A 16,522-nucleotide genomic window follows, 5' to 3' on the forward strand; every position below is an offset into this window, starting at 1 on the left:
CAATGCTGGAGAAGACTCGACACGTCCACAGTTCAAATAAAAATCACTAATTGTAAAGAACAAACCAAACTTTTCTTCCGCTATCGGGCGGCTTGCGCTGCCTGACTGCGGGCGGCGAACTATACGGTCGCCGTTCGAGGTGTCAACCTCTTTCTTCATCGCTCGTCCTTGCGAACCTGCTTTGAAGAACCTCGTTCACCGTCTCCGGTTTGCGAGGGCGGCGAACATTAGCGCAGCGTTTCGAGCCGTCAACCACTTTCTTTTGACGTCTCTGACTGGCTCGAAACTGCTGCTTTTCGAACCGGTCACCCTTTGCGAGGGCGGCGAACATTAGCGCCGCATTCCGAACCGTCAACCACTTTCTTTGACGTTCCGAAACAGGTTAAAAACAACTGCTTTTCAACCCGATCCCCTTTGCGAGGGCGGCGAAACATAGCCTCAAGGACCCCACCGTCAACCGAAATCTTCACGCACATTTCCCCCATCAGGTTCTCATGCTGTCATCAAGCTGCCATGCTGTTGAAATCATTGTGTAACTCATTTCAGCGAGGATTGCACTCACCCCCATGGAGATACACATCATGTTAAACATTGAAGCACTGAGTCAAACATTCATGCCCGGCCTGACCGACAAACCCCTTGTCATCCGGAAATCACTACAGGCCATATTACGCTCTCTTTTCCATGAAAAGGAGCTCAACCGATTCCAGGCAAACTACCCTCACCTTGAAGGGCTGGATTTCGTCGAGCAATTACTCGATCACTTTGACGTCAGTTATTCACTACGTGGCAATGAGCGCGAACGCATTCCACCGCATGGCAGAGTTGTTATTATAGCCAACCATCCTATCGGCACACTCGATGCCGCTGTACTCCTGCGCCTCATTGGTGAAATCCGGCGTGATGTCAAAGCAGTCAGCAACCAACTGCTATCCGGACTTCAACCACTCTCCTCCCTGCTGCTTCCGGTGGATAACATGGGTGGTCGCAGCAGCAGGGAGCAACTAAAGGGAGTCTATCGACACCTGGAAAATGAGGGTGCCGTCATCATCTTTCCGGCCGGAGAGGTATCGCGCATGAGTCCGACCGGCATTAAGGATGGCCACTGGCACAGTGGCTTTCTGCGCATTGCCACCGCCACGCGCGCCCCGATCCTCCCCGTCTGCATCGATGGGCGGAATTCCATGTTTTTCTATACACTATCCATGCTATCCCGTCCCTTATCGACCCTGTGGCTCGTCCGCGAAATGTTCAAGCAATCGAATCGATCGCTCCACCTGTCCATAGGCAACCCCATCACATTTGAAAACTATCAGCGCACTCATCTGCCACTCAAGTCGTGCGCCAAACTATTTCAACGCCATGTATATCGAATCGGAAAACAGAAAGAACCGGTCTTTGCCACCCTGCGTGCCATTGCTCATCCCGAGGACAGGCAGCGCCTGCACAGGGAGATACAGCGCTGCACGCTTCTTGGAGAAACCGATGATGGCAAACAGATCTATCTCTCAGACTTCAATCCTGACAGCTGCATCATGCGGGAGGTTGGTCGCTTGCGTGAAATTGCCTTTCGCGCCGTCGGAGAAGGAACCGGACTTCGCCGTGACACCGATCCTTTTGACCGCCATTGCCATCAGCTGATCCTGTGGGATGAGAGTGCACTTGAAATTGTCGGCGCCTACCGGCTGCGCGACACCTGCCATGCAGATCCGGCCAGTCTTTACAGCAACACACTGTTTCACTTTGAAGCAGGCATGCAGCCGATCATCCGCAATGGCCTGGAACTTGGCCGCAGCTTTGTTCAGCCCCGCTACTGGGGCAAGCGCAGCCTGGACTATCTCTGGTTCGGAATCGGCGCCTTTCTCCGCAACAATCCGCATTACCGCTATCTCTTCGGGCCAGTTAGCATCAGCAACAGCTATCCGGCCGCCGCCCTGGATATGCTCACCTGGTATTACAATCACTACTTCGGTACTGAAACAGCGCTGGCATATGCCCGTCTTCCCTACACACTCCTACCGCATACACAGCAACAAATGCGGGAGGTATTTCACGGCAATGACCGCAAACGTGACTTCGTCACGCTCAAAAGTCGCATGGGACACCTCGGATGCAGCATCCCTACCCTGCTTAAACAGTACAGTGAGTTGTGTGAGACAGGCGGAGTCAGCATGCCTGCCTTCAATATCGACCCCGACTTCAGCAATTGCGTGGACGCCCTCGTCGTACTCGATCTTGAACGGCTAAAACCTTCAAAGCGTAACCGCTACATCCACAACGATACAAAGTGACAGGTTGCCAGCCTCCTGACGCCCTCATATCCTTGTCAGATGAACTTCCTCGTCATTCAGCATCTTGATATTGAGCCCCCCGGCCTGATCGGAGAGCTACTGCAGAAGGCCGGCCACAGCATACAAACAGTCCACATCAACCGTGGCGAAGAGCTGCCAGCCGATAGCGCACATATGGATGGCATCGTGATAATGGGAGGCCCTCAGTCCGCCAATGACAGTCACCTCTGTTATATAAGAGACGAACTGCAATGGCTGGCAGCCCGAATCGATGAAGGCTTACCCATGATTGGCATCTGCCTGGGAGCTCAGCTGATGGCCAAAGCATCCGGAGCGCATATCCTGCGTTCGCCGGTTCGGGAGCTTGGCTGGTTTCCGGTCTACCGGACCATGGCAACAGCAACCGACCCGCTCTTTTCAGCCATGACAGACGGGCAGGTTGTATTCCAGTGGCATGGAGAAACATTCTCCATCAGCGATAGCATGACCCTGCTGGCCACCCATCCGGATGTACCGGCGCAGGCATTCCGCCTGGGCCAAGCGCAGTACGGCCTGCAATTTCATATCGAAATCGATGCAGCCGTCATTGAACAGTGGATCGATTACGGTGAAAGTGAACGCAACCACCTGGGCCAGGCAGGCATCCTGAATATGAGAATGGCCATCGACGAGCTGATGCCGACGGCGCACCGTTTTTGCACAACGCTCGTCAACAGCTGGCTTGAACAGATTCACCCCTCAACAGAGAGAGCGTGACATTTACCCCGACTGCCAGCCGATCATCACACAACCATCAAAGCCTTGACAGAAAATCCATCAGCCCCATCAGTGCGACCACAAACAGCATCGCCCCCGCCACTTTCACGCGCTCACTGAAAACAAAACCCATCACACACCTCCAGTTCATTAAGGAAGCGCTGATTCATTCGGCGCTTCCGAGCGAGCCATGGACGGCTCGCCAAATCAGACGCGTAAGTGCCTGATTTGTAAGCAAAGACAAAACCACGCTTTTGTCTTTGCGAACTGATTTTTGCCAGGAGGGCAATAAATCAGCATCTCCTTAAGGAAGCGCTGATTCATTCGGCGCTTCCGAGCGAGCCATGGACGGCTCGCCAAATCAGACGCGTAAGCGCCTGATTTGTAAGCAAAGACAAAATGACTCGGGCATCATGCCCTCGCCCTGCGGGCGGCCGTTGGCCGTCCAATCGGCTTCCTGCCTCTTTGTCACGCTTTTGTCTTTGCGAACTGATTTTTTGCCAGGAAGGCAATAAATCAGCATCTCCTTAATCTACCCGACCATCATCAGCCATAGAGATGTCAGAGGTGTGTCAGGGCGAAGTCAGCAGCGTGACAGAAAAAAAACAGGGCCCTGCATGCAGGGCCCTGTAAGTGGAGCGATGTAATTGATCGATGGTCTATTTCAGAACGGAATATCGTCGTCAATCGGCACATCGCCGAAATCAGGACCACTGGCAAACGGATCATACCCGCGTGACGGCGCACCACCACCACCGCCATGCGTCGGGAAGCCGCCACCCTGATTACCACCACGCGACTGACCGCCAAAATCATTATTACCCGAGTAGCCGCCACCGGAAAAACCACCACCTGATGCAGCGCCGCCGCCACCGCCCGCACCACCGCCAAGCATTTTCATTTCGCTGGCACGAATTTCGGTGGTATATTGATCCTGCCCTTCCTTATTGGTCCACTTGCGGGTCTCGATCTTGCCCTCGATATAGACGCGGGCGCCCTTGGTCAGGTATTTGGCAGCGATTTCACCAAGCTTCCCCCAGATCACAACACGGTGCCACTCGGTTCGCTCCTGCTGTTCGCCTGTCCGGCTTTTGAATTTCTCGGTCGTCGCCAGACGCAAATTACATACGCAGGTACCATCCTGGGTATAACGTGTTTCCGGGTCAGCCCCCAGATTTCCGATCAGAATTGCTTTGTTCAGCATATTAACCCTCTCTCTGATAACAAAGGCGCGACACTAGAAAGCCCCCCCGCAAATCGCAACGGTGAAATCACCCATCACGCCTCTTTCCATTTAATCGAACAGCCGATGGTCGGATGCTGCGGCGATGGCGGGTTTTCACCGGAGATCATCAACTCCGCAGCCATCAGCAGCTCCTGCCGCGTCACCTTCGCCTCATCTTTCCATGCATCATCGATACGTCCGTGATAATAAAGACGTCCATGACGATCAAACATATATATATCCGGCGTACACTGGGCCTCAAATGCCCGGGCAACCGTCTGGGTCGGATCGGCCAGGTAAGGAAAAGCAATCCCCCACTCGGCAACCTTCTCCTGCATCGCAGCGACACTGTCAGCAGGATAATCCGGGTGAATATTCGGATTAATCGCAACCGTCTGTATACCCATTGCCGCGAGTTCGGCTGCATGCCGGATCAATCGCGGCCAGACAGCCAGCGCATAAGGACAATGATTGCAGGTAAAGACCACCAGCAAACCTTCACTGCCGGCCAGTTCAGTCAGACGAACATCACAACCGGCCAGATCACTCAACACCATATCCGGCAGACTCCAGCCGGAATCAACATGTACAGATGCTACCAGAGCCATTTCAAACATCTCCCCGTTACAGATTTCACAACCACGGCCATATCTGCATGGTGTGGGCGACAGCAACAATATAACCCATCACCAGCAGAGCAATGATAAAACTCACCCGGTTGATCCGGCGATCACCGCGATATTGAAGTGCAACAAAACCGAACAGAATATAGACCACGATAGCCGCCAGCTTTGCCGCCAGCCAGCCATCCGCCCACGGGGCAACATGCCAGAGATAAGCCAGAACCACGCCACTGATGAGCAGCAAGGTATCGATCGTATCAGGAATAAGACGGCCGGCCCGACGGGAATCCACCGGCCTCCCCGACCACATACGCACACCACGCCAGGTAAAAAGCGCCAGTGATATCACCACAAGTGTCACATGCAAAAGCAACAGCCCGCTCATAACCGGGAACCCTGCATCAAAGTATCGACATGCAAAACATTTTCCACCTTACGAGCATATCCACTCACCCATCCTCATCAATTCAACCTGAATCATACGCAACAAGATGCAAAAAATGCACTTGCATGATGAAAGCCGGCCCCTATATTCGATTCCGCGCAGCAACTCTGCTGCCGCGCTAACCTGAGGGAATATTCATATGGGAGGATTACAATGAAACACATTGCAATAGCAATGGCTGCCAGCGCCTTGCTGGTCGCACCGGCAATCGCCAGCGAACATGGTGGCCATGCAGAAGCAGGCGCACATGGCGAAATGACCACGGTTGCGACAGATCAGATGATCGCCAAACAGCGCGAACTGCTGGCTACCAACACCAGGGGCAAGGGTTTCGGCCCGCAGTCACCACGTGACATCGACTCCGCAGCCGGCAACAACAACCGCATGTTCAACGCTGCACCTGCATTCACCGAAATGAATCTGTGCAATATCCACTTTCATAAAAATGCCGAGCACAAGGCCAAAGACTTCTCGATCTATGCCGGTAACGGTGATGGCCATGGTTACCGCAGTGGCTACAAGTTTGACACGTCAGGCCTGAGCAAAGCCGAGCTGACCCCGATCAAACACGAAGTGTGCAACAGCCATCATGGCGACGGCTCACTGCAGGTCGGTGACACCATCGAAGTTCACTACGTACACTCAACCGCACAGGTCACACCTGGCCCTACGCTGAACTCATGCCTGAGCGAAGCGATCAAGAACCCGCAGCTGCGTGTTGAAACCCAGGTCTATGTACTTGTGAACGACAAGCATGCCCTGGACTTCGGCAAACTGACCAAGTACAGCAAAAACAAAGGCGGCCTTTATCAGGCCACCGGCATCCCTGCCGATACAGGCACACCGGTTCAATATGAAGGCTCCACCACCGGTCCTGGCTACAATGAAAACGGCTCACCGTTCCAGGTTACCTGGAGTGTACGCCCTCATGTTGCCAAGGTGAATATTGCAACCGTCGGCAAGTGGTGTGAAAAGAATGACTTCAACGAAGACCACGGCCATGGCGTAAGAAACCTCGTCATCAACCCTGACCTGCTGTCGAAGATCGACTGATCGCTGATACCGGCCATAAAAGCCGTCTCCCTCGCGGAGGCGGCTTTTTTTTGCTTTCAACGACGGTAAAGGTGTGCATTGCCATGCCGGACAATCCATCAGCACAGCAAAAACATCGCTGTAGCCCTGCTTGCAAAACCGGTCGATGAGCACACCGCATCATGCAAATCAGCCGGGAGAACGGCATCCAATCCGGCGATCCCGCCCGGGCGATCCAATGCCCTGACACTGAACAGATCCCCCCCATCACCGTGATCTCTACGCTGTCATAACTCCAGTGGAATCAGCACAGAAACGGCAAGCCCATGCGGTTCGACATTGGCCAGCTGTACGCTCCCGCCATGGGCCTCGGCAAGCTCCTTGACAATGGCCAGCCCGAGCCCGTGGCCGCCATACTCACGACTGCGGGCCTTATCCACACGATAAAAGCGCTCTGTGACACGATTGAGATGCTTGTCCGGAATACCCGGCCCGTTGTCCTGCACGGACAGATGCGCCATGTTATCGCCATGCGTCTGCAGAGATAGCAGCACAACCCCTCCCTTCGGAGCATACTGGACGGCATTTTCCAGCAGGTTTCTGACAATCCGCTCAAAGCTGTCCACATCCATGCGCAGAGCAGGCAACATCTCATCAAGCTGACAACGAACGTCGACCGCCTTACCATCAACCGCCATCTTCAACATATCGAGCACCTGCCTGATCACATCGTCTGCCTGACAGAAGGCATCGGGATCGCTACCGGCAAACTCAATCTGATCAAGCGTCAGCATGGACTCCAGCAGATGGTTTACGTGCTTGGCCTCATCAGCTATCACCTGAATCGCCTCCTGGCGAAATTCATCATCCTGACCAAAGCGCTGCAGACTCCGGGCATAGCCAAGCAGAGATGTCAGTGGTGTTTTAAGGTCATGCATCAGATTGGCCATAAAACTGCGCCGCTGCACTTCAAGCCTGTGCTTGTCGGTAATATCCATACAGAGCAGCAGCGACTGCCCGCCACTAAGCCTGGCAATGCGTGGCGATAATGTTCGATCACCCACCTGCATATCCGGCAACACCATGCGCTCAGGCAGCAGAGCAACAGCAGCCTGCCAGGCCTCGAACCAGTCGTTATCGCGATAAAAGAACATAAACGGCTGCGGCAGCACCAACTCTGATGCATGAAATAGTGTTCGTGCACGAGCATTGGCCGCGACCACCCTTCCCTTGTCATCAATACGAAGGATGGCTTCATCAATGGCAGACAGACACTCGTCGAAACTCCCCTGTGAAGACTGCTCCCTGCTACCGGAAACCTCCCTCAGGCGCCTGATCACCTCTTTATAGCGACGAATCTGACGACGCATGCTGTAGTCCGAAAAGAACCAGGTCACAGCCATGGCAGCCATCGCAGGCAACAGCAATGACGCTCCACTAACCTGCATGGCAGTTATTCCGAAGGAGGAAGAAAGCGGTATCCCATACCGCGAACCGTTTCGATACACTCACTTCTATCCAGCTCCTTCAATGCCTTGCGCAGGCGTTTGACCGTCACATCAACCGTACGGGCCTCAACATACACATCATTACCCCAGACATGATCGAGCAGATAATCCCTTGCCCGGGTCTTGCCCGGCTTGCGCATCAGGATCTGCAACAGCTTGTACTCCATCGGTCGCAGGTCAACGCGCTTGTCCCCTTCATATACTACAGGCACATCAGGATCGAGCTGCAGGGTTGGTGTGGCTGTACCACCACTATTCACAATACGGGTACGGCGCAGCAGTGCACGGGCCCGAGCCACCAGCTCATCCGGCTCAAACGGCTTGGGCAAATAATCATCCGCCCCCTCATTCAACCCCTGCACCCGTTCGGAGGCCATGCCCAGAGCTGTCACCATCAAAACGGGAATGTGAGCCCGCTTCTCCGAGCCCTTTAACCAGCGCAGCACCTGCATACCACCGGTACCAGGTAACATCCGATCCAGTATCACCAGCCGCCACTCACCATCACACAGGCAGTTCAGCGCCTCATCACCATCCGCACACCGGTGAGTCGTAAAGCCGGCTGCACGCAGGTGGAGCCCCATCAGCCGGGCAATCGCATCCTCATCTTCAACAATAAGGATATCCGCTCCGTTACTATCATTCATTTCAATACTCTTCATAAGATCACGATACTGTAAGCTGACTCCACCAATCTCAACCATCACATCCTTCTCGCTGTCACATAACGATGCATGGCTGCATATTCTGTATCAAGCTTCAGTGACATTTGCGATAACAGGCGAAACATAAAGCGCAACAGCAAGTTGCCCATGGCCGGGTCTTCAAGCGTAATCACATTGAAATACTCCCGATTAAGCGTCAGCAACGTCACATCGCTCACCGCCCTGAGCGTGGCTGAATGGACGCGCTCCTCATCGAGAAACGAAAAGAGCCCGAAGGTATCGCCCGCCTGCAATTCTATATATAGATCATCGGTTGGTGCCGCCACAGATACGCGGCCATCCATAATCAGGCGAACGGTGTGATCCGACACCCCGCCAGCCTCGTAAAACAGTTCGCCCGCAGCCACATCGATCGCACTGAAACATGAATAGAGCATCATACTTTCATTGGCTCCAAGTGTAGCGCAGGCCGGCATACCGCGGAATCGCATATAGGTCGGGCTGCTTTCAAGCGTCGCCTCATAGGCACTTAATAAATTATTTGTCATATGCATGCATGATTGTTCCTTGTAAAGTGACATAACACGTCCTGACACAATCATGTGCATAAAAATGTCAACGGTATGACACAGATCACACATCTTCAGTATGTCATCTTCATGTCACAATCGACCGCTAGCTTCCGCCCCGATCCGAGAGGAACCGATTTTGAAACACACAGGAGAAGAACTTGAAAGCAACGATTAAGTCTATTGCTGCTCTTGCCATGTTCGCATTCGCTGCGCCGGCTGCATTCGCTGGCGGCGTAAATGTATATGATGACGGCGAAAGCAAACTGAAACTCAGCGGTAAAGTCTTTGTTGACGGCACCAGCTTCAAATCTGACCAGACAGTCGCAGGCACCACTACCACCCTGTCAAAGACACAGGGCTTCAACCTGGGCCGTGCTTACCTGACTGCAAAGTACTACTTTGACAAAAACTGGATGATGCGCGTCACCACCGACGCTGCTCTGGAAAACGGCGCCGGCCTCGGCAAGCGTACCAACGTCTTCGTAAAATATGCCTATGTTGAAGGAAAACTCTACGGCAAGGCGCTTGAGCTCCGTCTCGGTATCTCCCACAACCCATGGATCGACTACGAGCAGGGCCTGTGGAAGCATCGTTACTTCACCAAGGTTACCGCTGACCAGTTCGGCTATGATGACTCCGCCGATATCGGCGTCGGCTTCAAAGGTGAGCTGCTCGACGGCATGGCTGAATACTGGGTTACCGCTGTAAACGGCGGCGGCTACGGCAACATCTCCCAGTCCAACGGTCTGGACTACAAGTCCCGCCTGAGTATCTTCCCGATCGAAGGCCTGACCATCGACCTGGGCTACAACAACGGTTTCCGCGGCAAGAAGACCTTTGTAAACAACGTCTCTACCAATCCTCTGAAGCAGTCCATGTATCAGATCATGGTGACCTACGGCGCCAAGGATTACCGCGTTGGTGTGAACTACATCGCCAACCAGGACAAGGCCAAGAACCTTGTTGATGCCAAGACCATGGCAGCATGGGGCTGGGTCAACGTCGGCAGCGGTGTTGGTCTGGTTGCCCGCTACGAGCAGGAAAAGTCCAATACCTTTACCGCTCTCGGTGCAAAGGTTACCGGCCAGCCAAAACAGGTTCGCACCCGTTATGCAGCAGGTATCAGCTATGACCCGGTCAAGCATGTTAACCTGACCCTCGGTTACATCAGCGACAAGACTACCGCTCGTGCCAACGTAACCGGTGACTCTGCCAAGACCACCCAGTTCGGTCTCTGGTCCGAGTTCAAGTACTAAGTAGCATAAAAAAAGGCCGGGGCTACACCCCCGGCCTTTATTCCTGATTCCTGTTCATACAAGCACTCAAGAAGGAGCTAATTCTCATGAAAAAGATCATACTGGCAACCGCCGCGTTGCTTATGGTTTCAAATGTGGCTGAAGCACGCGACCAAATCAAGATCGTCGGCTCATCCACTGTATATCCGTTTTCCAGCTATACCGCTGAAGCACTGGGCGCAACAAGCAAGTTCAAGACCCCTGTTGTTGAATCCACCGGTTCCGGTGGCGGTCTGAAACTGTTCTGTGCCAGCAATGACATGGACAGCCCGGACATCACCAACGCATCACGCCGCATGAAAGAGAAAGAGTTTGCAACCTGTCAGAAGAACGGTGTCAAATACATCACCGAGATGGTAGTCGGCTATGACGGCATCGCTATCGCCCAGTCCAAGACGACCGCAGCCATCGACCTGACCCGTAAAGAGCTGCTCCTTGCTGTAGCTGCCAAGGTACCAAACAAGGATGAATCCGCTCTGATCGACAATCCTTACCACTACTGGGATGAGATCAATGCCAAGCTGCCGCACCGCAAGATCACCATTTATGGTCCGCCAACCTCTTCAGGCACCCGTGATGCGTTCGAGGACATGATCCTCAAGCACAACACCAAGCACTGGAAAGTGTACAACGATGCAGGCTTCAAGAAGTTCCATGAGATCCGTCAGGATGGCGTTTATGTTCCAAGTGGCGAAAACGACAACCTGATCGTACAGAAGCTTGCCAAGGATACCGAGGCACTGGGCATTTTCGGCTACAGCTACCTGGCTGAGAACACCGACAGCATCGGCGCTGCTACCATCGAAGGCGTAGGCCCTGCTCCTGAGACCGTACAGGATGGCAGCTACAAGCTCTCCCGTTCACTCTACTTCTACATCAAGCAGTCTCATGTTGGCAAGGTTCCTGGCATCATGGAATATTCAGACCTGTTCATGAGCGAGCGTATGATTGGCGACAAGGGTGAATGTGCAGAAATCGGCCTGATCCCGCTGCCAGCTGCAGATCGTGACCACTATCGTGCGAACCTCAAGGCAATGACCCGCCTGACCGCGGATGACCTGAAGCCAAAGAAGTAAAACCGGTCAACCAACGCATCACCTGACAGGCTGGCCGGAGTTCACACTCCGGCCAGCTTTTTTATAAAACGCCAAGCAGGTATCGACATGGAAGCCACACTTCCATCTCCATGCCGGACTTGATGACCTACTACAGCATCGTGATACAGATAGCGCTTTCAGTGCATTCCCCTGCTATCATGCCGCCGCCAGTAGGTGATGTAACTTATCCGGCAAATGATATGAACGGGGTTGCGAACATATCCAATGACCACTGCTGATCTATTTTTATGGTTCTTTGCCGGCCTGATTCCGCTCGCTGCCATGGCTTTCTGGCTGGCCAGGGGCAGAGCGATGGCTATCGAAACGGGTGATGTGCGCCTGCACTCCCGCCCCGGTTTCTACGGCTGGTTTTCAGTCATCTGGCTGGCTCTTCCGGCTATTGCTGTTTCGTTTGCATTCAGCGTCCTGCACATGTTCGGTCTCTTTACCGTTCCCGGCCCGATGCTGCTGGCAGCTACCTTTGCAGCCGGCGGTGCCGGCCTCTGGTTCTCACTGGGCCAGATCAAGGCAGAATTCCGCGCCCGTCAGGCCGTTGAAAAAGTGATGCGCGGTCTGTTGCTGACTGCAGCGACGATTTCGATCCTGACCACGATCGGTATTGTCCTTTCTGTCATTTTTGAATCCATCCGCTTCTTCAAGGTGATCCCTATATGGGACTTTATTACCGGTACCCAGTGGCAGCCGGACACAGCCTTCCTGATCGGCGCCGGCCGTGCAGATGAGCATGTAGCTCCCCCGCTGTTCGGCTCTGTACCCATTTTTGCCGGCACGTTCATGATCACCCTGATTGCCATGCTGGTCGCTGTGCCCGTCGGACTGTTCTCAGCCATTTATATGTCTGAATACGCCTCACACAAGGCTCGTGGCAGACTCAAGCCGATGCTTGAAATTCTGGCCGGCATCCCGACTGTGGTTTACGGCTTCTTCGCAGCCATCACCGTCAGCCCGATGATCGTTGAAATTGCCCACTCCTTTGGCTATGAGGCTGCTTACACCAACGCGCTCGCTCCCGGTCTGATTATGGGCATCATGATTATTCCTTTTATGTCATCGCTCTCTGACGACGTCATCCGCGCTGTTCCGGAAAGTCTGCGCGACGGTGCCCTTGCCCTTGGCACCACCAAGGCGGAAACGATCCGTCACATTGTGCTGCCAGCCGCATTCCCCGGCATCGTATCTGCGTTCCTGCTCGCGGTTTCCCGCGCCATTGGTGAAACCATGATCGTGGTGATGGCTGCCGGCCTGCGTCCGAACCTGACCATGAATCCGCTTGAAGGCATGACAACGGTAACCGTCAAGATTGTTGAAGCACTGACCGGCGACCAGGAGTTCGACTCAGCCTTCACACTCTCGGCCTTTGCCCTGGGCCTCGTTCTGCTGATTGCCACACTGATACTCAATATTATTTCGACCATCGTGGTCCGGAAATTCAGGCAGCGTTATGAATAAAGAAGCGAATAACTTTCTCCATCAGGGAGCCAACCCTCGTAAACGCAAGCGTGAGCGCGCTGACACCCGCTTCCGCTGGTATGGTCTGATTGCACTCGGGCTGGCGCTGAGCTTTCTGGTCTTTTTCTTTGTCGACATCATCGGCCAGGCACTCCCTGCCTTTAAACAGACAGAAGTGCTGGTCAGCGTAAATTACACTGAGGAAGCAAAATCCAACTACAACCGTGCCGTTGAGCACAAGCTGACCCATATCGTCAGCCGTGCCTGGCTTCGCACCATTCCCGCCTACCTGGAAGCGCATCCTGAAGCGGTTGGCACAAGCCATGATGAGTGGGTGCCGGCAGACAGTCGCGTTGATCAATACGTAAAAAAACATGAAGGCCATGGCCTGAAGAGTAAATATCAGAAAGAAGTGGATGCCCTGCAGCAGGAAGGCAAGGTACGCTCTTCATTCAATATTGCCTTCTTCGAAACAGGTGACTCAAAGATGCCTGAAAATGCCGGCATTCTGGCTGCAGCTGTCGGTTCAGTATTCACTCTGCTGATTACCATGCTGGTTGCCGTACCGATTGGTGTCATGACCGCGATTTATCTGGAGGAGTTTGCTACAGATAACCGCTTCACCCGTCTGATCGAAGTCAACATCAATAATCTGGCTGCCATCCCATCCATCCTTTACGGCCTGCTGGGTCTGGCGATCTTCATCAGCTTCATGGGCGTACCCCGTTCATCGGCCCTCGCCGGTGGTCTGACCCTGGCCCTGATGACACTGCCGCTGATTATCATTGCCACACGTGCCGCCCTGCGGGCTGTACCTGAGTCGATTCGTGAGGCGGCCTATGGCCTCGGTGCATCCAGCCTGCAAACGGTATGGCATCATGTACTGCCACTGGCGATGCCCGGCATTCTGACCGGCTCCATCATCGGTCTGGCACAGGCAATGGGCGAGACAGCTCCGCTGATTATTGTCGGTATGATGGCATATATCCCCGAGCCGCCATCATCCATTCTTGAAGCAACAACGGTTTTACCCGCGCAGGTCTACACATGGTCAACCGAATCGATGCATGGATATATCGAGCGGACAGCAGCCGGCATTCTGGTACTGCTGACTGTGCTGTTAAGCCTGAATGCGATGGCTGTGAGATTGAGAAACCGTTCGGAAAAAACCTGGTGAGGAACGATGAGCACTAATCTGGAAACAAAAATATCGATACGCGACCTCAAGCTGTGGTATGGCAGCTATGAAGCGCTTCACGGCATTGATCTGGACATCTACAGTGGCAAGGTCACTGCATTTATCGGTCCGTCCGGCTGTGGTAAATCAACCTTTCTGCGCACCCTGAACCGCATGAATGACCGTATTCAGGGATGCAAGGTTGAAGGGAAGATTCTGCTCGAAGGCAATGACATCTATGCCCCGCAGGTGGATGTGGTTCAGCTGCGCACCCATGTCGGCATGGTGTTCCAGAAGCCGAATCCGTTCCCGAAAAGCATCTATGAAAATGTCGCCTATGCACCGCGCATCCATGGCATGGTGCAGGATGGACCGGAGATGGACGAGCTGGTCGAAACCGCACTGAAAAAAGCCAGTATCTGGAATGAGGTAAAGGACAAGCTTCATCAGCCTGGTACCGCACTCTCCGGTGGTCAGCAGCAGCGTCTCTGCATCGCCAGAACGATCGCGGTTCAGCCTGATGTCATCCTGATGGATGAGCCATGTTCAGCACTGGATCCGATTGCAACAGCAAAGATTGAAGAGCTGATGGATGAACTCAAGCAGGAGTACACCATCGTTATCGTCACCCACAACATGCAGCAGGCAGCCCGTGTTTCCGACTACACTGCCTACTTCTATCTGGGTGATCTGATCGAGTTCGGTGAGACACAGCAAATCTTTACCGCACCATCCAACAAGAAAACTGAAGATTATATTACCGGCCGGTTTGGTTGAAGGAGCCGCAGATGTCTGAACACACAATCAAGCGATATGAAGATGAGCTTAACCTTCTCAAGCAGAAGGTGATCGCCATGGGCGGACTGGTTGAAAAAGCCGTCCGTCGCTCGATGAAATCACTGCTGGAGCTTGATGCCAAGCGCGCGCGCAAGGTCATCGAGCGTGACAGTGCCATTAACACACTCGAACTGCAGATCGATGAGATGACCCGCAAAATTCTGGCTCTGCGCCAGCCTGCAGCCGGTGATCTTCGCTTTATCATGACCACCATCAAGATTGTGACCGATCTTGAACGCACCGGTGATATGGCTGAAGCCATTGCTGAAACCATGCTGCAGAGTGAAGACCATCCGCTGACTCATCTGGCATCTCTGCAGGCCATGGCAGAAAAGGCCATCTCCCAGCTCAAGGATGCACTCGACTGCTTTGCCCGTGGGGATCTGCACCTGGCTCTTTCTATCATCCAGAAAGACGGTGCTATGGATCTGATGTTCAAGAGCCTGCAGCGGGAAACACTCACCTATATGATGGAAGATCACCGTGAGATCAGTACAGGCCTGCTCGCCTACTCCATCGGTAAGAACCTTGAGCGGATTGGTGACCATGCCGTCAATATTGCAGAAATGGTGATCTATATGGTCAGCAGCCATGATGTACGCCATCTCAATCATGAGGCCGCATCAAAACTGTTGAATCTGCAAACTCCGACTGAATAAATAACTTCCCTCCAGGGAATCGCTGATCAATCCAGCGATTCCGGGCGGACCATGGACGACTACCTAAATCATGCCGGTATGCCTGTACAATAACAGGCCGGTGTATCGGCATGATAGTCATAGTGACCGTTCAATATTGTTCCTGTAATATATCCCTGTTTTCACAGGGGGGAATGGTCCATGGTCATGAAAAGCTCAATCACCCGGATGTTTGCCGGCTCACCGGTTAAACCACTGCAACTGCATATGGAAAAGGTCTGTGCATGCGCCGATCAGCTGCAGCTTTTTTTCCGGGCCTGCGTCGAAAAAGAGTTCGACTCATGCAAAAGCATTCATAAATCGATTGCAAAAATGGAGCAGGAGGCGGATCGCATCAAAGCCGATCTGCGCATGAATCTTCCCGGCAGTCTGTTTATGCCGATGCCGCGCGAACAGATTCTCGACATCGTCCGCCTGCAGGACAAAATCGCCAATATCACGCAGGACATCTCCGGCATTATGACCGGTCGGAAAGCCGAAATTCCCGACGCCGTTGCCCCGCTGTTCGTCGCCTTTGTCGAACGGGCCATTGATGCGGCACATCAGGCACGCATTGCCATTAACGAACTGGATGAGCTGGTCGAAACCGGTTTCCGCGGCAAGCAACTCGATATTGTACAAAAAATGATCGATACACTCGAAGAGATCGAAAGCGAAACAGACAAGCAGGAACGGAAGCTGCGTCACGCCATGTTCAAGATCGAAAAAGAGTACGACCCACTGGATATGATGTTTCTTTACCGGGTGATTGACTGGATCGGCAAGCTGGCTGACACCTCCCACCAGGTAGGGGCCAGACTGCAGCTGTTGATGGCGCGTTAAGGAGCAATC

The 16,522-nt window shown here is 53.5% G+C and carries 16 protein-coding genes; 10 read left to right on the forward strand and 6 right to left on the reverse strand.

What is annotated here, in order from left to right:
- Positions 1-581: 581 nt before the first annotated feature.
- A complete protein-coding gene (gene olsF / locus FEF65_RS11915; RefSeq protein ID WP_138240052.1) occupies positions 582-2,291 on the forward strand; it encodes a bifunctional ornithine lipid synthase OlsF in 1,710 nt (569 codons plus the stop codon).
- Positions 2,292-2,330: 39 nt separating this feature from the next.
- Positions 2,331-3,047: a type 1 glutamine amidotransferase gene (locus FEF65_RS11920; RefSeq protein WP_138240053.1), complete on the forward strand. Its 717-nt coding sequence runs from the start codon at positions 2,331-2,333 to the stop codon at positions 3,045-3,047.
- A 664-nt stretch (positions 3,048-3,711) separates the two neighbouring features.
- Here FEF65_RS11920 and FEF65_RS11925 read toward each other — a convergent pair.
- The 3 genes from FEF65_RS11925 to FEF65_RS11935 all read right to left on the reverse strand — a co-directional run bounded on the left by FEF65_RS11925 (position 3,712) and on the right by FEF65_RS11935 (position 5,280).
- Positions 3,712-4,251, reverse strand: a complete 540-nt coding sequence (locus tag FEF65_RS11925) for a single-stranded DNA-binding protein (protein ID WP_138240054.1) — start codon at positions 4,249-4,251, stop codon at positions 3,712-3,714.
- A 74-nt stretch (positions 4,252-4,325) separates the two neighbouring features.
- On the reverse strand, positions 4,326-4,880 hold the full coding sequence (locus tag FEF65_RS11930; protein WP_138240055.1) for a thioredoxin family protein: 555 nt from the start codon (positions 4,878-4,880) through the stop codon (positions 4,326-4,328).
- A 25-nt stretch (positions 4,881-4,905) separates the two neighbouring features.
- The gene (locus FEF65_RS11935; protein WP_138240056.1) at positions 4,906-5,280 is read right to left on the reverse strand and encodes a SirB2 family protein; all 375 of its coding nucleotides are present in this window, start codon (positions 5,278-5,280) and stop codon (positions 4,906-4,908) included.
- Between the two features lie 213 nt (positions 5,281-5,493).
- Between FEF65_RS11935 and FEF65_RS11940 the strand changes: the two genes are divergently transcribed.
- Positions 5,494-6,393 (forward strand): delta-class carbonic anhydrase, encoded by a 900-nt coding sequence (locus FEF65_RS11940; protein WP_138240057.1) that lies wholly within the window; start codon positions 5,494-5,496, stop codon positions 6,391-6,393.
- Positions 6,394-6,659: 266 nt separating this feature from the next.
- On the opposite strand, the gene FEF65_RS11945 is transcribed toward FEF65_RS11940, so the two are convergent.
- From FEF65_RS11945 to FEF65_RS11955, 3 genes are read right to left on the reverse strand one after another with little or no spacing between them, the layout of a single operon-like run.
- Positions 6,660-7,820 (reverse strand): sensor histidine kinase, encoded by a 1,161-nt coding sequence (locus tag FEF65_RS11945; protein WP_138240058.1) that lies wholly within the window; start codon positions 7,818-7,820, stop codon positions 6,660-6,662.
- A 5-nt stretch (positions 7,821-7,825) separates the two neighbouring features.
- Positions 7,826-8,542: a response regulator gene (locus tag FEF65_RS11950; RefSeq protein WP_238701383.1), complete on the reverse strand. Its 717-nt coding sequence runs from the start codon at positions 8,540-8,542 to the stop codon at positions 7,826-7,828.
- Positions 8,543-8,583: 41 nt separating this feature from the next.
- Positions 8,584-9,093 (reverse strand): Crp/Fnr family transcriptional regulator, encoded by a 510-nt coding sequence (locus tag FEF65_RS11955; RefSeq protein ID WP_238701384.1) that lies wholly within the window; start codon positions 9,091-9,093, stop codon positions 8,584-8,586.
- 182 nt (positions 9,094-9,275) lie between these two features.
- Here FEF65_RS11955 and FEF65_RS11960 point away from each other — a divergent pair, with 182 nt between their 5' ends.
- The 7 genes from FEF65_RS11960 to FEF65_RS11990 all read left to right on the forward strand — a co-directional run bounded on the left by FEF65_RS11960 (position 9,276) and on the right by FEF65_RS11990 (position 16,513).
- On the forward strand, positions 9,276-10,373 hold the full coding sequence (locus FEF65_RS11960) for a hypothetical protein (RefSeq protein ID WP_138240061.1): 1,098 nt from the start codon (positions 9,276-9,278) through the stop codon (positions 10,371-10,373).
- A gap of 86 nt (positions 10,374-10,459) precedes the next feature.
- Entirely contained in the window at positions 10,460-11,488 is a 1,029-nt protein-coding gene (locus FEF65_RS11965) for a substrate-binding domain-containing protein (protein ID WP_138240062.1), read from the forward strand.
- Between the two features lie 246 nt (positions 11,489-11,734).
- On the forward strand, positions 11,735-12,979 hold the full coding sequence (gene pstC, locus FEF65_RS11970; protein ID WP_138240063.1) for a phosphate ABC transporter permease subunit PstC: 1,245 nt from the start codon (positions 11,735-11,737) through the stop codon (positions 12,977-12,979).
- Positions 12,972-14,156 carry a phosphate ABC transporter permease PstA gene (gene pstA, locus FEF65_RS11975; protein ID WP_138240064.1) on the forward strand — a complete coding sequence of 395 codons (1,185 nt, stop codon included), beginning with the start codon at positions 12,972-12,974 and terminating at the stop codon, positions 14,154-14,156. Before pstC ends, pstA begins: the two co-directional genes overlap by 8 nt.
- A 6-nt stretch (positions 14,157-14,162) precedes the next feature.
- Positions 14,163-14,933 (forward strand): phosphate ABC transporter ATP-binding protein PstB, encoded by a 771-nt coding sequence (gene pstB, locus FEF65_RS11980; RefSeq protein WP_138240065.1) that lies wholly within the window; start codon positions 14,163-14,165, stop codon positions 14,931-14,933.
- A gap of 11 nt (positions 14,934-14,944) precedes the next feature.
- Positions 14,945-15,652, forward strand: a complete 708-nt coding sequence (phoU, locus tag FEF65_RS11985) for a phosphate signaling complex protein PhoU (RefSeq protein ID WP_138240066.1) — start codon at positions 14,945-14,947, stop codon at positions 15,650-15,652.
- Between the two features lie 186 nt (positions 15,653-15,838).
- Positions 15,839-16,513 carry a TIGR00153 family protein gene (locus FEF65_RS11990; protein ID WP_202978277.1) on the forward strand — a complete coding sequence of 225 codons (675 nt, stop codon included), beginning with the start codon at positions 15,839-15,841 and terminating at the stop codon, positions 16,511-16,513.
- Positions 16,514-16,522: the final 9 nt, after the last annotated feature.

It is taken from the genome of Mariprofundus erugo (assembly GCF_005818865.1).
In the GTDB taxonomy this organism is placed as follows: domain Bacteria; phylum Pseudomonadota; class Zetaproteobacteria; order Mariprofundales; family Mariprofundaceae; genus Mariprofundus; species Mariprofundus erugo.